Source organism: Thalassobacillus devorans (genome assembly GCF_900176565.1).
Classification (GTDB): Bacteria; Bacillota; Bacilli; order Bacillales; family Halobacillaceae; genus Thalassobacillus; species Thalassobacillus devorans_A.
Genome location: NZ_FXEH01000001.1, coordinates 1 through 17,880, shown reverse-complemented (window position 1 = coordinate 17,880; position 17,880 = coordinate 1). Strand labels below are relative to the sequence as shown.

Sequence of the window (17,880 nt, the reverse complement as noted above, 5' to 3'; positions counted from 1 at the left end):
TTACATATGTATGTTCATTTCCGCGGGTTCTATTTTTCCCTTCCTCTTCATAGGTTGTACTAAGTGAAGGGGGATCAGAGCATGGAATATTATGAAAAGAATGCCAATAATATGCGTGGACAAGCCGAGCACCATGTAAGAATGATGAATAGAAAGAATCTCGAAATTACAGGGGTAAAAGAAGTGGACAGCTTTGATAACGAAGAGTTTTTGCTGCAGACCAGTCTTGGATATTTAGTGATACGCGGCGAAAACCTGCAAATGAAAAACCTCGATGTTGAACAGGGGGTTGTATCGATCAAAGGCAAGGTGTTTGAAATGACTTACTTGGATGAACACCATGCGGAGAAGGCTAAAGGATTCTTTAGCAAGCTGTTTAAATGACTTTGACTACCCAGTTTCTGGCGATGGCTGCTATGATATTAGGCGGAATATATCTGGGTGCCGCCATGGATACATTACAACGTTTCAAGCATTTCTACCGTAAACGAACGCTGATGAACTATACCATTGTCATCAGCTTTTGGCTTTTACAAGCATTTATTCTCTTTTTTCTGTTATATCAAGTCAATTATGGTGAGTTGCGATTTTATATATTCCTATCCGTCCTCTGTGGTTATGCAGCTTATCGCGCGTTGTTTCAGGGCATTTACACGCGGATGCTTGAGCGGTTGATTCGTATTATTAAAGCCCTGACCCGTTTTTTTCTCAAATGCTTCAATCTATTTATGGTAAAGCCGATAAAATGGTTTTGGAAGGTAGCTACTGCTATCATCATATGGGTTTTGACATTGCTGTTAGCGGGTAGTATATTCGTGCTGCGCGTGCTATGGTGGCCGCTCCGATTGATATTACGCCTGCTGTGGAAAATGGTCCCGGAAAATATGAAAAAATACTTACACACGCTGGCAGGATTTTACGTTACAATAAAGAATAGAATATTAAAGCTGTTAAATTTATGGAAACGATAAGGAGGCAGAGTAGATGGCCGAAAAACAAGTCACACGAATAGAATCGAACTACATGAAACAATATGATACATACGTAGCACGACAACATAGAAAGAAAAAGCGTCTGTTTCGTAGGCTGGCACTATTTACCATCCTGGTCCTGGTTGTCATGGGATCGATGCTGACTTATCATTTTAAACAACAAGCGATGTATAATGAAAAGCTGGAACGTATGGAAGAGCTCCAGGAACAAAAGGTGGCGCTTGAAAATCAGGAAAAGAACTTAAAAGAAGAAATCGAATTATTGAATAATGAAGAATACGTCCTTCAAATCGCCAGGACGAATTACTTCTTTTCAAAAGAGGGCGAGATTATCTTCAAACTTCCAGAAGAGGACCCATCTTATTGACACACTTTTCATTGCTTATATATAATAGTAAAGAAGGATATTTATCGAAATTTTAAGGAGGAGCATTTTTTTTATGTCAATCGAAGTAGGCAGCAAGCTGCAGGGTAAGGTAACTGGTATCACTAATTTTGGAGCATTCGTGGAACTTCCCGATGGGCAGACTGGTTTAGTCCATATTAGTGAGGTTGCCGACAACTATGTCAAGGATATTAATGATCACTTAAGCGAAGGCGACAAAGTGGAAGTGAAAGTCATTAATGTCGGTAAAGACGGAAAAATCGGCCTTTCCATTAAGAAAGCGAAAGAGAACTATGGTCGTCGTAACAAGCCGCAGAATCGTAAGCCGGCAGAATCATTCGAACAAAAGATGAATCGCTTTCTGAAAGATAGTGATGAGCGTCTGGCTTCATTGAAGAAGCACACGGAATCAAAACGCGGAGGTCGAGGTGCTAAAAAAGGCTAACTTGCTGCCTATATAAATATATAATGCACGTGCAAAAAACGGGCTTGCCAGAAATGGCAGCCCGTTTTTAGTATGGAAAATATTATTCTTCAATAAAAAAGCTGAGGCAGCTTCATTATATGGCTGCCTCAGCGGAACTAGATTGTTATGGATGACCCGTACGGGATTCGAACCCGTGTTACCGCCGTGAAAGGGCGGTGTCTTAACCACTTGACCAACGGGCCTTGTCGTTTGGTTATGTAACCTTGTGAAAAAATAAATGGTAGCGGCGGAGGGGATCGAACCCCCGACCTCACGGGTATGAACCGTACGCTCTCGCCAGCTGAGCTACACCGCCATGAATTGTTTCATTCAAAGTCACAAGCAATATATTACAACATGATAGATTAAGTGTCAACAGAAATTCTATTTTCTAATTAGTCTGTCAATTTTTGAAAATGATAGAAACTGTACAGTTACGGGGGTTATCCCCTTCCTTGTTCTAAATGGGGCGCGAATAAACGACGACTAATTTGTAGAAGGGTACTTTTCAGCATGGAAATCAGTCGAACTTTTTGTTACTGCTCTCTTCTTGTTTTGACAAATTACATGATAGATATGTGATTTAATAGAGCAACAAGAAGGAGTGGTGAAGATGTTGGGGACATTAACGAGAAAGGGTTCACAAACTATTGGGATGGAAAAAGCACGACTCAGCAAGCTGAAGAAGAAAGCGGAGAGTAGAGCGAAGTACTTGTTGATTGACAAGGGCTGGTTATTGATGATCATCGCTTTGCTTCTGGGCAGAGCGGTCATCTTATCTTCCATTTCGCCGTTTGTCATCGCTTTGATCGCATCGGTGTGGTGGCTCAGAAGGGATCGTGTTCCAGCTGTCGTTCTATTTGCTGTCATTGGGGCTTCTACTTATGGATGGCTGCAAACGGGCTTTGTGTTTACAGCGATGCTGACGTTCTTACTACTTGCCTTCATCGTACATACATGGAAAGAACATCAGAAGCTGTTACCGTTGATGGCATTCTTAGCATGTGTCCTTCCAAGATCGGTCGCATTCACCTTACTGGATGCATGGCAGCCATATGAAGCGCTGCTTATGGCTGCTGAAGGCGTACTAAGCGCAATGCTTGTCCTGATATTTATGCAGAGTGTTCCACTATTATCACCTAAAAGGTATAAGGCGACCTTAAAAAATGAAGAAATCGTCTGTATGATCATTTTGCTCGCCTCTGTATTGACAGGTACGATCGGCTGGCAGATCCAGGATGTTTCGTTAGAACAGATATTCTCCAGATACCTGGTCTTATTCCTGGCTTTCATCGGCGGTGCAGCTATCGGGTCGACAGTCGGGGTCGTGACCGGGCTGGTATTGAGTCTTGCCAATGTCGCGAACCTCTATCAAATGAGTTTACTGGCTTTTTCCGGCCTGCTTGGAGGGTTGCTTAAAGAGGGCAAGAAAACCGGCGTCAGCGTTGGTTTGATTGTTGGTACTTTATTGATCGGTATATATGGGGGAACTGTATCAACATTATCACCGTCGCTTATGGAGACTGGTTTGGCCATTATACTTTTTGCTTTGACACCGGAAGGCTGGATTCGAAAACTGGCCCGTTATATCCCAGGCACCCAGGAGCATTCTCAGGAGCAGGAACAATACTTACAAAAAGTTCGCGATGTGACTGCTGTGCGCGTGGAAAAATTTTCCGATGTGTTCCGCGCCCTGTCCAAAAGTTTTCATTTCTATGACGACCAGACAGACACAGAGGAACACCAACGGGAAAAAGATTACTTTTTAAGCCATGTTACGGAAAAAACATGCCAATCCTGTTTTAAAAAGGAGCGATGCTGGGCAAAACAATTCGATCAAACTTATAATATCATGACCGATTTGATGGCAGACCTTGAGGGAGGGGACGAGCCGAGCAGGCTGATTCGCAAAAATGTCGACCAATACTGTGTCAAACCTCAAAAGCTCATCGATACGATGAAACAGGAGCTTTCGTTTTACCAGGCGAATCAGCAGTTGAAAAAACAAGTGCTGGAAAGCAGGAGGTTTGTTGCTGACCAGTTGCGTGGAGTTTCGGAAGTGATGGAAGATTTTGCAAAAGAAATTACCAAGGAAAGGGAGAACCATGAAGTTCAGGAGCAGGAGATCACCTATGCCATCAATCAATTAGGGTTAGAAATTGAAACATTGGATATTTATACCCTCGATGCCGGCAATATCGATATCGACCTTACGTTCTATGTTCGAAATTATCATGGAGAAGGTCCGAAGCTGATTGCTCCGCTGCTATCAGATATATTGAATGAGACGATTATTGTGACAAAAGAAAATATCGCGCCTTTTCCAAACGGTTACTGTGAACTGTCCTTCCAGTCAGCCAAACGATATATCATGGAAACAGGTGTAGCGCATGCTGCTAAGGATGGCGGGTTTATTTCTGGTGACAGCTATTCCACGATGGAGTTAGGAGCGGGGAAGTATGCCCTTGCGATCAGCGATGGGATGGGTAACGGCATCCGTGCACATGAGGAAAGTATGGAGACATTGCGCCTCTTGCAGCAGATCCTACAGTCAGGCATCCAGGAACAGGTGGCAATTAAGTCGATCAATTCGATACTATCGCTGCGGACGACAGACGAAATTTTCTCTACCCTGGATTTAGCTGTGGTAGATTTACAGGACGCCAAATCAAAATTTATAAAAATCGGCAGCACTCCGAGTTATATAAAGCGTGGATCGCAAATGATGAAGATAGAATCAAGCAACCTTCCAATCGGCATCATTAAGGATGTCGATGTTGAAATAGTAAGCGAGCAGTTAGCACCCGGAGATCTATTAATTATGATGAGTGATGGAATATTAGAAGGTCCGAAGCATGTAGAGAATATGGAAGCATGGCTGAAGCGGAAAATAAGAGAGATGGAGACCAATGACCCGCAAGCGGTAGCGGATTTGATTTTGGAGGAAGTGATCCGTACACGTGGTGCCATTGAAGATGATATGACCGTCCTTGTGGCAAGACTGGACCATAACCATCCACAGTGGAAAGCAATTCCCTATAAACGTAAGGAGGCCTGATTAATATATTGGACAGGTATAAACCCCTCGATGTTCGGCGATGATGATGGTAAGGAACTGAAGGGGTGATCCAATGAAAAAAGGTACACTGAAGCAGATTTTGTTATTGACCGATGGATGTTCGAATCAGGGGGAAGATCCGGTTGCCATTGCTGCACTGGCTAATGATCAGGGTATCACGGTGAATGTCATCGGGATTCTTGATGATGATCAAAGTGAGCAGCCGGAAGGGCTGGAAGAGGTTGAAGCGATTGCCATGTCTGGCGGAGGCGTAAGTCAAATCGTCTATCAAAAAGCACTTTCTCAAACCGTGCAAATGGTCACCAAACAGGCAATGACACAAACGTTACAGGGGGTTGTCAATCAGGAGCTGAAGCAGATCCTCGGAGAAAAGCAGTCATTTGAGGAGCTGCCGCCGGACAAACGCGGCGAAGTGATGGAAGTAGTGGAGGACCTTGGGGAGACGTGTGACCTGGAGGTGCTTGTACTTGTGGACACGAGCGCCAGCATGACTCCGAAGCTTTCTACTGTCAAGGAGGCTCTTTTTGACTTGTCATTAAGTTTGAATGCAAGGTCTGGGAACAATCGCTTCAGCATCTTCTGTTTCCCGAATAAAATGAAGCCGATTCAAAAATTGATGGATTGGACCCCGGAATTAGATGGTATCTCTAAAGTTTTTCCTAAGCTGGCAAGCGGAGGTATCACACCTACCGGGCCCGCGCTGAAAGAAGCGATGTACCAGTTCGGCAAAAAAAGCTTGTTTGGGAGTATGAAACATGCAAGTGAACCATACGAAGAAACTGGTAACTAACTTAAAACGAGGGACCATCATCCGGGGGAAATGGAACGGCACGCAATATCAGGTGATTCAAAAGCTGGGGGAAGGTGCTTGCGGCATCGTCTATTTATGTGAGCGGAATGGCGTTTATACGGCGCTTAAAATTGGTACAGACAGTTCGAGGATCATTACGGAAGTGAATGTTCTAAAAACTTTTCAAAAGGTCCAGGGGAAGCGCCTTGGGCCTTCTTTGTTGGACGTGGATGACTGGGTGACTCCGGCTGGGGTGACATACCCTTACTATGTTATGGAATATCTGAAAGGCCAGGAACTCGCGAGCTTTTTACATGGCAGGGGAAAAGAATGGCTAGGGGTCATGATGCTGCAATTATTAAGTGATTTGGAGGAATTGCATAAGCAAGGGTGGGTGTTTGGAGATTTGAAGACAGATAACCTGCTCGTTACATCCCCTCCTCCTAAGTTGCGGCTGATCGATGTGGGGGGCACCACCAAAATAGGGCGTGCTATTAAAGAATATACGGAATTCTATGACCGGGGATATTGGCAAGGTGGCTCACGGAAAGCTGACCCTGCCTATGATTTATTTGCTTTGACGATGGTCATGATGGAAGTCGCCCATGGGAGACGTTTTGAAAGAGGTACAAATCCACAGCAAACACTAGAAAAGAAATTGCAGCAGCCTGAACTTCTCAAACCATATCGCCGGCTTATTAAGAAAGCGTGGCACGGGGAGTACTCCTATAGCCATGAAATGAAAAAAGACTTATCTTCTATATTAAATGGCCCATCCAAATATAAAATGATGGAAAACAGGCATACAAGGGTCTCGAGAAGAAAAGAAGCCCGGAAAACGTCATTCGCCGCGGCAGAGCTGGGAGTGATATTTTTGTCTCTCCTCCTTTTCTATTTTCTCTTTTCTATAATTGTCTGGTAGAACTGCTATGTTTTGCAGGAAGAAGGCTACAAATGATAGGATAATGGTGTTCAGTATTGATCAAATACTAATACTACTTGAGGTGGAAGTAACATGAAAACGGCCGTCGATGCATTCATCGAGCGAAATCGATTGTTAGAACAAGGACAGACAGTACTGATTGCTGTTTCCGGCGGACCGGATTCTATGGCGCTTTTGCATTATTTCAAAACGATACGAGAGCCATGGGGGCTCTCTTTGATTGCTGCTTCTGTCGATCATGTCCTGCGTGGAGCAGCTTCCATTGAGGACTTAACGTTTGTAAAAGAAATATGTAAACAATGGAATATCGATTTTGTGGGAACCTCCGTGGATGTTCCTGCGTATAAGAAACAGTACAACCTGAATACACAAGAAGCAGCCCGGATTTTACGTTACCAATTTTTCCAGGAACAAATGAACAAGAAACGAGCTGGAATTCTTGCGCTTGGTCATCATGGGGATGATCAGGCAGAAACGATGCTGATGCGTCTTGTCAGAGGAACGACTCCGGGAGGGCTCACGGGAATTCCTGTGACGAGAGACTTTGCAGGCGGTAAAATTATCCGTCCCTTTTTAGAGGTAACCAAAGAGGAGATATTGGCTTATTGTAAAGAGCATCATATCCATCCGAGGGAAGATCATTCGAATAAAGATACAAAATATACGAGAAACTATTTTCGGCATAAGATTCTCCCGCTTATGAAGGCAGAAAACCCGAAGTTGAACGAGCATTTATGGAAGCTGAGCCAGGATTTGAAAGAGGATGAGGAATACCTGCAACAACAGGCGGAGAAATTATTGGAAAAGGTGGCGGTTTTTGAAAAAGATCAGAAGAATATTTCTTTTTCTGTTTCTGAATTTAATACCTTTCCGATAGCTTTACAAAGAAGGGCCTTTCATCTAATATTAAACTATCTTTATGATGGAAACTCTGAGGGTTTTTCTTATATACATGAGCAGCAATTCTTTGATTTTTTGACACGGGATATAGCCAATGGCAAGCTGGACTGGCCTGGTGGCTTATGGTTACAGCGTAATTATGGAAAAATCACTTTTCATTTTAACAGTTCATACAAGCCCGCCTCTTACAGGAGCGAGCTTGGGATCGGTGATACATACCGCTTGCCTGACGGTTCGGAACTTTCCGTCAAGATGACGACTTGCACGAAAAAGGAAGACAAGTACACGCTCACTTGTGATATGACTCACGTAGAGCTTCCTTTGATTGTGCGGACTCGACGCCCGGGAGATCGAATGACATGGAAAGGCTTGAATGGCTCAAGAAAAATCAAAGATATATTCATTGATCAGAAGGTTCCAAAAGAAGCGAGGGATAGTTGGCCTATATTAACAGATCGGAATGGAAAAATATTATGGTTGGTCGGTTTGAAGAAAAGTACGGCATGCAGTGGAGAAACATCGGGAGAAGTGCTGGAAGTAAATTATTCACAGCCAAAGGAAGACAGGTAGGAGGAGCGAACTATGCATAACGAAATTAAAGAGGTTCTGATTTCAGAAGAAGAGATTCAGGCAAAGTGCAAGGAAATCGGAAATCAGCTGACAGAAGAATATGAAGGAAGATTCCCGCTGGCTATTGGCGTATTAAAAGGGGCCATGCCATTTATGGGGGACTTGCTGAAACGGATAGAGACCCATTTGGAAATGGATTTCATGGATGTTTCCAGCTATGACGGTATGCGTTCTTCTGGGGAAGTTAAAATTGAGAAAGACTTGAATACCCAGGTGGAAGGACGAGATCTTTTAATTATTGAAGACATCATTGATAGTGGCTTGACTTTGAGCTACCTGGTAGACCTGTTCAAATATCGGAAAGCGAAATCCATCAAGATCGTTACATTACTGGATAAGCCTACCGGACGCACTTCCCATATTAAAGCGGATGTTGTCGGTTTTGAAGTACCGGATGAATTCGTTGTTGGCTACGGGTTGGACTATGATGAAAAATATCGTAATCTTCCTTATATCGGTGTGCTTAAGCCGGAAGTTTATGGTGGATAAAAATGATGGTACATGAAACACAAAATGTTCACATATTGTTTAAGGGTAATTAGTTGTGCTGGTACTTTTTAGTATGATACTATTTAATATAGTTTTTGTTGATTGGGAGGAGGTAGGCAATGAACCGAATATTTCGTAACACAATATTTTATTTACTTATCTTCCTCGTAGTAATCGGCGTAGTCGGTCTATTTAGAGGACAAGGTGAACCACAGCAAACACTTACGGTGAACCAACTGTATGAACAATTAAATAATGGCCAAATTGAGGAATTGACGCTTCAACCTGTCAATGGAGTGTATCAATTGCAAGGAACGCTTACAGGGGGCGGTGAAGATGGAGAAAACTCTTTCACAGCCAGGGTTCCTGCAAATGAACAGGTGATTTCAAATATAACGGAAACTGCACAGAATCAAGGTATTGAGCTTAACGTAGCTGAAGAGGAACAGCCTAGTGCCTGGGTTTCTTTCCTGACAACCATGATTCCGTTTATCATCATATTCATTTTATTCTTCTTCCTGTTGAACCAGGCGCAAGGCGGCGGAAGCCGTGTCATGAATTTCGGGAAGAGTAAAGCGAAACAGTATACGGAAGAGAAGAAAAAGGTCCGTTTCAAAGATGTGGCCGGTGCTGATGAAGAGAAGCAGGAGCTGGTAGAGGTCGTAGACTTCTTGAAAGATCCTCGCAAGTTCTCTGCAGTTGGCGCACGTATTCCGAAAGGTGTCCTGCTAGTTGGACCACCGGGTACAGGTAAAACCTTGCTTGCCCGTGCTGTTGCCGGAGAAGCAGGTGTTCCATTCTTCTCTATCAGTGGTTCGGATTTCGTTGAAATGTTTGTCGGTGTTGGTGCCTCACGTGTCCGTGACTTGTTTGAAAATGCGAAAAAGAATGCTCCGTGTATCATCTTCATTGATGAGATTGATGCGGTCGGTCGTCAGCGTGGAGCAGGTCTTGGCGGCGGTCACGATGAGCGTGAACAAACCTTGAACCAGCTGTTAGTAGAAATGGATGGTTTCGGTGTCAATGAAGGAATCATCATCATCGCAGCGACCAACCGTCCGGATATTTTAGACCCGGCATTACTACGACCTGGTCGTTTTGACCGTCAAATCACGGTCGATCGTCCAGATGTTAAAGGAAGACAAGAAGTTCTTGCGGTTCATGCTAAAGATAAACCATTAAGTAAAGATGTTGATTTGAAGACGATAGCTATGCGTACACCTGGATTCTCAGGTGCAGACCTGGAGAACCTGTTGAACGAAGCGGCACTTGTAGCTGCCCGTGCTGATAAAGACTCTATTGATATGGAAGATGTCGATGAAGCCATCGACCGTGTCATTGCTGGTCCAGCGAAGAAGAGCAGGGTCATCTCTAAGAAAGAGCGCAATATCGTTGCTTATCATGAAAGTGGCCATACCATCATCGGCATGGTATTGGATGATGCGGACATGGTACACAAAGTTACCATCGTGCCACGTGGCCAGGCTGGCGGATATGCTGTCATGCTTCCGCGTGAAGACCGTTATTTCATGACTAAACCGGAACTGTTTGATAAAATTACCGGCTTGCTCGGTGGACGTGTAGCGGAAGAAATCATATTCGGCGAAGTAAGTACAGGCGCCCACAATGACTTCCAGCGAGCTACCAGCATTGCCCGTAAGATGGTTACCGAGTACGGCATGAGTGAGAAGTTAGGTCCATTGCAGTTCGGTTCTAACTCTGGCGGACAGGTATTCCTTGGCCGTGACATCCAAAATGAACAGAATTACAGTGACCAAATCGCTTATGATATCGATAAAGAAACACAAAACTTTATCAACTACTGTTATGAACGTGCCAAGACGATTTTGACAGAAAATCGTGATAAGTTAGAGCTTGTCGCTTCTACATTGCTGGAAATCGAAACGTTGGATGCGACGGAAATCAAATCCCTTTTCGAAAAAGGCCGCCTTCCTACACAGGAAGAAATAGAAGAATTGGCACAAGAAAGAGAGAAAGCGAGAAAGAAGGAAAAAGCTGATAAAGACGTTTCTTCCGATGTCCGTGTCAACGTCCAATCGAAAGAGGATGAAATCAAAACGGACAACAAGCCTACGGAGCCAGAAGAAGGTCCAACCGTAGATGATAAGGAAACAGAAGAAGGAAATGACTCCGAACGTAAAGAATAAATACAAAAAGTCACGCTGCCCAGTGCAGCGTGACTTTTTTCTTGTCTCCAGCCCCAGCGCCTTTGTACTTGAAATGAGGTCTAAGCCTTTGGCCTTGCTTTGACTCGGCAGGAAAATATATCATAAAGCAAGAATGTGTTGTGTGGTATGATGAATTTTCAGAAATGATATATAAAGTGGGGTCATGTCATGATATTTGTGCTGGATGTGGGGAATACAAACACCGTGCTAGGTGTTTTTGAAGAAGATAAACTGAAGTTCCAATGGCGTATCAAAACGGACCGTTATAAAACAGAAGATGAATATGGAATGTTGATCAAATCCTTATTTGAGCATGAAGGGTTGGTTTTTTCCGATATCCATGGAGTGATTATTTCGTCGGTTGTACCACCGATCATGTTTGCTTTGGAAAGGATGTCCCGAAATTACTTTAAGCGAAAGCCGATGATCATCGGAGCTGATGAAGTAGATGAAGGGTTGGCAATGACTTATCCGAACCCGAAAGAAATAGGAGCAGACCGCATCGTTAATGCTGTCGGTGCTTTGCAGGAGCATAAAGCTCCGCTGGTAATCATTGACTTCGGAACAGCAACTACCTATTGTTATATCAACGAAAATGCGGAATATGTCGGGGGTGTCATTTCGCCTGGTATTAATGTGTCCATGGAAGCTTTGTATGCTAAAGCTGCTAAGCTTCCAAAGATTGAAATCAGAAATCCGGGACAGGTTGTCGGTCAGAGTACAGTGGAAGCGATGCAGTCCGGCGTGTTTTTTGGGTATGTCGGTCAGGTGGACGAAGTGGTGAGAAGAATGAAAGAAGCCGCTTCGTCTAATCCTAAAGTTATTGCTACCGGTGGTCTGGCTGGTTTGATAGCTGATGAATCTACAACGATCGATATCGTTGACCCATATTTGACCTTGAAAGGTCTATATACCATTTATCAACGAAATAAAGGAAAAAAAGAATTTAAAGGAGAATGATGATAGATGACAGATTATTTAGTTCGTGCTACTGCGTTTGAAGGTAAAGTTCGTGCCTATGCCATACAATCAACGAAAACGGTAGAAGAAGCACGCCGCAGGCAGGATACTTGGGCTACCACTTCTGCAGCACTAGGCCGGACGCTGACGATCAGTGCGATGATGGGTACCATGCTGAAAGGCGATGATAAGCTTACCATCAAACTTGAGGGGAGTGGCCCGATCGGAGCGGTGATAGTGGATGCGGATGCACATGGTAATGTAAGAGGGTACGTCAAGAATCCGCATGTTGATTTTGACTTGAATAATCAAGGGAAATTAGATGTAGCCCGTGCTGTCGGTACAGAAGGGACATTAAGTGTTGTCAAAGACCTCGGGTTAAAAGACCACTTTACCGGCCAGGTTCCTATCGTATCTGGAGAAGTAAGTGAAGATTTTACTTACTACTTTGCGAATTCCGAGCAGGTACCCTCTGCGGTAGGTGCGGGTGTATTGGTCAATACAGACCACTCCATCCTTGCAGCTGGTGGATTTATTATCCAAATGATGCCAGGGGCAGATGATGAAACAATCAATACCATTGAAAAAAGGTTAAGTGAAATACCGCCTATATCCAGTATGGTTCGCGAAGGTAATACACCCGAGGAGATTTTGAACCGGTTATTAGGGGAAGATAATGTGCATATACTCGACCGTGTACCTGTACAGTTCAAATGTCAGTGCTCGAGAGAGCGGGTCGAAGTTGCCCTTGCCAGCCTTGATGATGAAGAACTTCAGACGATGATTGAAGAGGATCACGGCGCCGAAGCAACGTGTCACTTTTGCAATGAAGCTTACCACTTTGACGTCAAAGATCTAAAAGAACTGCAATCCAGTAATAAAGGTGAATAGTAAATAAAGTTCATGAATTGTTTGACATTTCCGTAGTTTTTGCGTACATTATTAATAAATCCTATAAAAATACTCGGGTTTAGGAGTGAGATAATGAAAATTGCGAAGAATGTCAGTGAGCTTGTCGGTAATACACCAGTAGTTAAATTAAATGGCGCTGCGGATGAAAACAGTGCTGATATTTATCTGAAACTGGAATTTATGAATCCAGGAAGCTCTGTAAAAGATCGTATTGCATTAGCGATGATTGAAGCAGCCGAAGAAAGCGGTCAGTTAAACGAAGGCGATACGATTGTAGAACCGACAAGTGGCAACACTGGAATCGGGCTGGCGATGATAGCGGCAGCCAAAGGCTATAAAACCGTGCTGGTTATGCCGGATACGATGAGTCAGGAACGGCGGAATCTGCTGCGTGCCTATGGAGCTGAGTTGGTACTTACACCAGGTGCTGATGGCATGAAAGGCGCAATTCAAAAAGCGGAAGAACTGCAAAAGGAACATGGCTACTACATGCCGCAGCAATTCAATAACCCGGCGAATGTCGCCATTCATGAAAAAACAACCGGGCCTGAAATAATCGAGCAAATGGGTGACCAATTAGACGCCTTCGTATCAGGTGTAGGAACGGGCGGAACGATAACTGGTGCAGGAAATGTACTAAAGAAGCACTATAACGATATCAAAGTATATGCCGTTGAACCGGATGCTTCACCAGTATTATCCGGTGGGCAGCCAGGTCCCCACAAAATTCAGGGCATCGGTGCCGGCTTTGTTCCTGGCATACTGGATACAGCTATCTATGATGAAGTCATCCAGGTATCTAATGAGGAAGCTTATGAAGCAGCCAGAGAAGCGGCCAGGAAAGACGGTATTCTGGGAGGAGTATCCTCCGGAGCAGCTATCCACGCTGCCAGAAAAATTGCCAAAGAGTTAGGAAAAGGCAAAAAGGTACTCGCCATCCTTCCGAGTAACGGAGAAAGATACCTATCCACACCGCTTTATCAATTTGAAGATCAGCAATAATGTCAGGGACTGTGTCACAAGCAAAAGTGACGCAGTCCTTTTTGTTTTTCAATATCATGAATTTATATTTCAAATAGTGTAAAATAGACAAGGAATATTTTCGTACGGAAATGAGGAAATAACGATGGGCTTTACATTACATACAAAGAAGCAAGTATATGATTTAGATAAAAAGACATTAATCATGGGAATCCTGAATGTTACTCCAGACTCTTTCTCCGATGGCGGAAAGTTTTCCAATTTAGATAAAGCAGTGGAACAAGCTGTTACGATGGAAAGAGATGGAGCCGATATTATAGATATCGGAGGAGAATCTACCAGGCCGGGGCATGAGCCAGTATCAGAGCAGGAAGAGCTGGAACGGGTGCTCCCGGTTATTCAAAAGCTTTCCAGTGTGCTTACTATTCCGGTCTCTATTGATACGTATAAAGCAGAGGTGGCACGTCAGGCAGTTGAGGCGGGAGCTGACATCATCAACGATGTCTGGGGAGCTAAAAGAGATGCGAAAATGGCTGAGGTTGCAGCAAATTTAAATGTTCCGATTATCTTGATGCATAATCGGACCAATAAAGAATATCACAACCTTATTGAAGATATGAAAAAGGATTTAAAAGAAAGCATCACCATTGCAAAGGATGCTGGTGTGCAGGATGAAAATATTATCCTGGATCCGGGCATCGGTTTTGCCAAGAATCATGACGACAACCTGGTGGTAATGCGTCACCTCGATTCCTTCCAGGAATTGAACTATCCAATGCTGCTGGCGACTTCCAGGAAGAGGTTCATCGGACAGATCCTGGACCTCCCGGTAGAAGAACGGATGGAAGGGACAGGCGCTACTGTGTGTCTTGGGATATCAAAAGGTGTCCATATGGTGCGTGTCCATGATGTGAAACCAGTCGCGCGAATGGCTAAAATGATGGACGCAATGGTTGGTAAAGGAGAATGAGCATGGATAAAATATATCTGAATAAGATGGAGTTCTATGGTTATCACGGACTATTCCCGGAAGAAAACAAGCTCGGTCAACGGTTTTACGTGGATTTGGAACTGGATGTTGATTTGGCAAAGGCAGGAAAAACGGATGATATGAATGAATCCATTGATTATGGAGAAATATATCAAGTCACTAAAGCGGTCGTCGAGGGAGAAGCGAGAAAATTGGTCGAAGCAGTAGCGGAAGACGTAGCGGACCGTTTGCTCGCCGCTTTTACAAAACTGGAAGGGTGTCGGGTGAAAGTGATCAAACCAGACCCTCCAATTCCCGGGCACTATCAATCGGTGGCAATTGAGATATACAGGAGCCGTGGTTGAATGGGTAACCAGGTATACATTGCCTTGGGTTCCAATATTGAACCGAGAAAAGAATATTTAGATGAAGCCATTACTGAGCTGGAGTCTCACCATGCTATCCAGTTAACCCGTATTTCTTCTATTTATGAAACCATGCCGGTTGGATATACGGAACAAAGTGATTTTTTAAATATGGTGGTTGAAATAGAGACGACACTCCGTCCTCTCGAACTTCTCGACATATGCCAATCCATTGAAGTGCAATTAGGAAGGAAAAGGGAAGTTAAGTGGGGGCCACGGACAATAGACCTTGACATATTACTCTATAATCAAGAAAATATCGTATCCGAGCGTCTTATTGTTCCGCATCCAGCAATGCATGAGCGTGCATTTGTAATGGTCCCGCTTGGGGAGATCAACCCGGACGCTATCCTGCCTAATCTAAATAGAACAGTTGAAGATATTTTAAATAAAATACCCAAGAATGAAACAAAAGGAGTAATTCCATGGCAGACAATCAGTGGGGAAGAAGGATTAAAGGATTCCGAAAACTAAAAGGGATGACTCAGGTAGAGTTCGCTAAGAGAATGAATATGTCCGTGTCGGTGCTTGGAGAGTTAGAACGCGGCGCCCGTAAGCCAAGCCATTCTAATCTGAAGCAAATTGCAGAGACATTGGACGTCCCTTTTCATGAAATAGCATATAAAAACCAAGAGGAAGACCTCTATGTTTAAATACGGAGGCATATCATTTGAAACGGCTGAGAATAAAAGATGAATGCTGCCAACCTATCAAGTCAGATTTCAGGCATTTTGGAAAAGGTGTAAATGAGCGGGGCGCTCGCACGAAAGGGCCTTGATGCTTTACGTTGACACTTTCGTGAGTCTTTTCTATACTAAATCATAGTTGTAATACTGCCAGTTGCTATACTGGCAGTTTTTATATGGAAGAACGAATCAAGTTTTATATAGCATGAGCCAGCCTGAAAAGGTCGTTTGTATATCTACACCAGTAAGGGAAACGGAGTGGTTGAAGTGACAGAAGAATTAAATGAGCACATGCGGGTGCGGAGAGAAAAATTAGAAGCTTATCGCGAAAAAGGCCTGGATCCTTTTGGCGACAAGTTTGTCCGGACCCATGTAGCTGAGGATCTGAAAGAACAGTATGAGTCTTATACCAAAGAGGAATTAGAAGAACAAGAAATCAACACGACTATAGCAGGAAGGATAATGACCAAGCGCGGAAAGGGAAAAGCAGGATTCGCTCATATCCAGGATTTAAGCGGTCAAATCCAGATCTATGTTAGGAAAGACCGTGTTGGAGAAGACGCATATGAACTATTCAATACGGCAGATATGGGAGACATCGTGGGTATAACAGGCACAGTGTTTAAAACAAAAGTAGGTGAATTATCTGTAAAAGCGGATGAATTCACTATGCTTACAAAATCATTGCGCCCGCTTCCAGAAAAGTTTCATGGTCTGAAAGATGTAGAACAACGCTACCGCCAGCGTTACCTTGACTTGATTACGAACCCGGACAGCCGCGACACTTTTGTATTACGAAGCAAAATCATCCAGTCGATGCGCCGTTATTTAGATGGTCTTGGCTTCCTTGAAGTAGAAACGCCAATGATGCATGGAATTCCAGGTGGAGCTTCTGCCCGTCCTTTCATTACCCATCATAATGCATTGGATATTCCTTTATATATGCGAATTGCGATTGAGTTACACTTAAAGCGCCTGATTGTAGGCGGTCTCGAAAAAGTTTATGAAATTGGACGAGTCTTCCGAAATGAAGGGGTATCTACACGCCATAACCCTGAGTTCACCATGCTTGAGTTATATGAAGCTTACGCCGACTTCCATGATGTAATGGACCTGACTGAAAACCTCGTTGCTCATATTGCGAAAGATGTTCTAGGTACAACTAAAGTTGCGTACGGGGAAGTAGAAGTTGACCTTGAACCTAAGTGGGATCGACGCCATATGGTGGATTTGGTTAAAGAGCATACTGGTGTAGATTTCTGGAAAGACATGAGCGATGAAGAAGCCAAAACCCTGGCCAAGGAGCATGGGATAGAAATTCAGGATACGATGACATTCGGTCATATCCTGAATGAATTCTTTGAACAGCGTGTAGAAGAAAAATTGATTCAGCCTACATTTGTCTATGGTCATCCAATTGAAATTTCACCGTTGGCTAAGAAGAATCCGGAAGATCCTCGCTTCACTGATCGTTTCGAGTTGTTTATCGTTGGCCGGGAACATGCGAATGCTTTCTCTGAGCTAAACGATCCGATTGATCAACGTGAACGCTTTGAAGGCCAGTTGAAAGAAAGAGAGCAAGGAAATGATGAGGCCCATATGATGGATGAAGATTTCTTAGAGTCCCTGGAATATGGAATGCCTCCGACTGGCGGGTTAGGTATTGGTATTGATCGTCTCGTTATGTTATTGACGAACTCACCATCGATTAGAGATGTATTACTGTTCCCGCAAATGAGAAATCGTGACTAATTGAGAAGAAGAGAACTCCAGCTGATATCAGCTGGAGTTTTTTGCGCTTAAATAATCAGAATTAATTTATATTTTAATTTCCCCTTGATTCATTTCTGGAACCATGATAAATTATTAAACGTTGCGTTAAGAGAGAAAGCAACCGAGCAAAAAATAAATCATGAAAAGTTGTTGACATTAAAACAACCCCATGATATATTAATAAAGTCGCCAATTTGAGCGGCAAAACAATTTTGATCTTTGAAAACTGAACGAACCAACCAGTACGTCAATACAATTTCTTCATTATATGAGGAAATGAACAACGCACTTTAGCAGTGCAAGAGTCAAG

18 protein-coding genes and 2 tRNA genes are annotated in these 17,880 nt (G+C 43.6%); 18 read left to right on the top strand and 2 right to left on the bottom strand.

The features are described 5' to 3' along the window. The first annotated feature begins 81 nt into the window (after window positions 1-81). The 4 genes from yabP (at window position 82) to B9Y67_RS00085 (ending at window position 1,822) form a co-directional block, all read left to right on the top strand. Complete coding sequence (yabP, locus tag B9Y67_RS00100; protein ID WP_062438483.1) at window positions 82-384, top strand: sporulation protein YabP; 303 nt, start codon at window positions 82-84, stop codon at window positions 382-384. Beyond that, window positions 381-971, top strand: coding sequence for a spore cortex biosynthesis protein YabQ (gene yabQ / locus B9Y67_RS00095; RefSeq protein WP_085504816.1), 591 nt, complete (start codon window positions 381-383; stop codon window positions 969-971). Before yabP ends, yabQ begins: the two co-directional genes overlap by 4 nt. A gap of 13 nt (window positions 972-984) precedes the next feature. After that, window positions 985-1,359 (top strand): FtsB family cell division protein, encoded by a 375-nt coding sequence (locus tag B9Y67_RS00090; RefSeq protein ID WP_085504815.1) that lies wholly within the window; start codon window positions 985-987, stop codon window positions 1,357-1,359. Between the two features lie 73 nt (window positions 1,360-1,432). Continuing rightward, window positions 1,433-1,822, top strand: a complete 390-nt coding sequence (locus tag B9Y67_RS00085) for a S1 domain-containing RNA-binding protein (RefSeq protein WP_028781789.1) — start codon at window positions 1,433-1,435, stop codon at window positions 1,820-1,822. A gap of 152 nt (window positions 1,823-1,974) precedes the next feature. Here the strand turns inward: B9Y67_RS00085 and B9Y67_RS00080 are convergent. Further along, a tRNA-Glu gene (locus B9Y67_RS00080) sits at window positions 1,975-2,046 on the bottom strand. Window positions 2,047-2,082: 36 nt separating this feature from the next. Then, window positions 2,083-2,159 (bottom strand) — tRNA-Met (locus B9Y67_RS00075). Between the two features lie 297 nt (window positions 2,160-2,456). Here B9Y67_RS00075 and spoIIE point away from each other — a divergent pair. The 14 genes from spoIIE (at window position 2,457) to lysS (ending at window position 17,549) form a co-directional block, all read left to right on the top strand. Then, window positions 2,457-4,901: a stage II sporulation protein E gene (spoIIE, locus tag B9Y67_RS00070; RefSeq protein ID WP_085504814.1), complete on the top strand. Its 2,445-nt coding sequence runs from the start codon at window positions 2,457-2,459 to the stop codon at window positions 4,899-4,901. A gap of 73 nt (window positions 4,902-4,974) precedes the next feature. After that, window positions 4,975-5,712, top strand: a complete 738-nt coding sequence (locus B9Y67_RS00065) for a vWA domain-containing protein (RefSeq protein ID WP_085504813.1) — start codon at window positions 4,975-4,977, stop codon at window positions 5,710-5,712. Then, on the top strand, window positions 5,678-6,634 hold the full coding sequence (locus B9Y67_RS00060; RefSeq protein ID WP_085504812.1) for a serine/threonine protein kinase: 957 nt from the start codon (window positions 5,678-5,680) through the stop codon (window positions 6,632-6,634). The genes B9Y67_RS00065 and B9Y67_RS00060 overlap by 35 nt, the downstream gene beginning before the upstream one ends. A 93-nt stretch (window positions 6,635-6,727) precedes the next feature. After that, entirely contained in the window at window positions 6,728-8,125 is a 1,398-nt protein-coding gene (tilS, locus tag B9Y67_RS00055) for a tRNA lysidine(34) synthetase TilS (protein ID WP_085504811.1), read from the top strand. Between the two features lie 12 nt (window positions 8,126-8,137). Further along, complete coding sequence (hpt, locus tag B9Y67_RS00050; protein ID WP_085504810.1) at window positions 8,138-8,674, top strand: hypoxanthine phosphoribosyltransferase; 537 nt, start codon at window positions 8,138-8,140, stop codon at window positions 8,672-8,674. Between the two features lie 119 nt (window positions 8,675-8,793). Next, window positions 8,794-10,842 carry an ATP-dependent zinc metalloprotease FtsH gene (gene ftsH, locus B9Y67_RS00045; RefSeq protein ID WP_085504809.1) on the top strand — a complete coding sequence of 683 codons (2,049 nt, stop codon included), beginning with the start codon at window positions 8,794-8,796 and terminating at the stop codon, window positions 10,840-10,842. A 189-nt stretch (window positions 10,843-11,031) separates the two neighbouring features. Continuing rightward, entirely contained in the window at window positions 11,032-11,823 is a 792-nt protein-coding gene (locus B9Y67_RS00040; RefSeq protein WP_085504808.1) for a type III pantothenate kinase, read from the top strand. Between the two features lie 6 nt (window positions 11,824-11,829). After that, entirely contained in the window at window positions 11,830-12,714 is an 885-nt protein-coding gene (gene hslO, locus B9Y67_RS00035) for an Hsp33 family molecular chaperone HslO (protein WP_085504807.1), read from the top strand. A 93-nt stretch (window positions 12,715-12,807) separates the two neighbouring features. Then, complete coding sequence (gene cysK / locus B9Y67_RS00030) at window positions 12,808-13,737, top strand: cysteine synthase A (protein WP_085504806.1); 930 nt, start codon at window positions 12,808-12,810, stop codon at window positions 13,735-13,737. Window positions 13,738-13,861: 124 nt separating this feature from the next. Beyond that, complete coding sequence (folP, locus tag B9Y67_RS00025; RefSeq protein WP_085504805.1) at window positions 13,862-14,686, top strand: dihydropteroate synthase; 825 nt, start codon at window positions 13,862-13,864, stop codon at window positions 14,684-14,686. Between the two features lie 2 nt (window positions 14,687-14,688). Then, window positions 14,689-15,051, top strand: a complete 363-nt coding sequence (folB, locus tag B9Y67_RS00020) for a dihydroneopterin aldolase (RefSeq protein WP_085504804.1) — start codon at window positions 14,689-14,691, stop codon at window positions 15,049-15,051. After that, complete coding sequence (folK, locus tag B9Y67_RS00015; protein ID WP_085504803.1) at window positions 15,052-15,585, top strand: 2-amino-4-hydroxy-6-hydroxymethyldihydropteridine diphosphokinase; 534 nt, start codon at window positions 15,052-15,054, stop codon at window positions 15,583-15,585. Next, window positions 15,537-15,764 carry a helix-turn-helix domain-containing protein gene (locus B9Y67_RS00010; RefSeq protein ID WP_085504802.1) on the top strand — a complete coding sequence of 76 codons (228 nt, stop codon included), beginning with the start codon at window positions 15,537-15,539 and terminating at the stop codon, window positions 15,762-15,764. The genes folK and B9Y67_RS00010 overlap by 49 nt, the downstream gene beginning before the upstream one ends. Before the next feature lie 300 nt (window positions 15,765-16,064). Continuing rightward, entirely contained in the window at window positions 16,065-17,549 is a 1,485-nt protein-coding gene (gene lysS / locus B9Y67_RS00005; RefSeq protein WP_085504845.1) for a lysine--tRNA ligase, read from the top strand. Window positions 17,550-17,880: the final 331 nt, after the last annotated feature.

Coding starts and splice junctions, on each gene's coding strand:
- yabP (WP_062438483.1), top strand. CDS start 82: ATGGAATATTATGAAAAGAATGCCAATAATATGCGTGGACAAGCCGAG.
- yabQ (WP_085504816.1), top strand. CDS start 381: ATGACTTTGACTACCCAGTTTCTGGCGATGGCTGCTATGATATTAGGC.
- B9Y67_RS00090 (WP_085504815.1), top strand. CDS start 985: ATGGCCGAAAAACAAGTCACACGAATAGAATCGAACTACATGAAACAA.
- B9Y67_RS00085 (WP_028781789.1), top strand. CDS start 1,433: ATGTCAATCGAAGTAGGCAGCAAGCTGCAGGGTAAGGTAACTGGTATC.
- spoIIE (WP_085504814.1), top strand. CDS start 2,457: ATGTTGGGGACATTAACGAGAAAGGGTTCACAAACTATTGGGATGGAA.
- B9Y67_RS00065 (WP_085504813.1), top strand. CDS start 4,975: ATGAAAAAAGGTACACTGAAGCAGATTTTGTTATTGACCGATGGATGT.
- B9Y67_RS00060 (WP_085504812.1), top strand. CDS start 5,678: ATGCAAGTGAACCATACGAAGAAACTGGTAACTAACTTAAAACGAGGG.
- tilS (WP_085504811.1), top strand. CDS start 6,728: ATGAAAACGGCCGTCGATGCATTCATCGAGCGAAATCGATTGTTAGAA.
- hpt (WP_085504810.1), top strand. CDS start 8,138: ATGCATAACGAAATTAAAGAGGTTCTGATTTCAGAAGAAGAGATTCAG.
- ftsH (WP_085504809.1), top strand. CDS start 8,794: ATGAACCGAATATTTCGTAACACAATATTTTATTTACTTATCTTCCTC.
- B9Y67_RS00040 (WP_085504808.1), top strand. CDS start 11,032: ATGATATTTGTGCTGGATGTGGGGAATACAAACACCGTGCTAGGTGTT.
- hslO (WP_085504807.1), top strand. CDS start 11,830: ATGACAGATTATTTAGTTCGTGCTACTGCGTTTGAAGGTAAAGTTCGT.
- cysK (WP_085504806.1), top strand. CDS start 12,808: ATGAAAATTGCGAAGAATGTCAGTGAGCTTGTCGGTAATACACCAGTA.
- folP (WP_085504805.1), top strand. CDS start 13,862: ATGGGCTTTACATTACATACAAAGAAGCAAGTATATGATTTAGATAAA.
- folB (WP_085504804.1), top strand. CDS start 14,689: ATGGATAAAATATATCTGAATAAGATGGAGTTCTATGGTTATCACGGA.
- folK (WP_085504803.1), top strand. CDS start 15,052: ATGGGTAACCAGGTATACATTGCCTTGGGTTCCAATATTGAACCGAGA.
- B9Y67_RS00010 (WP_085504802.1), top strand. CDS start 15,537: ATGGCAGACAATCAGTGGGGAAGAAGGATTAAAGGATTCCGAAAACTA.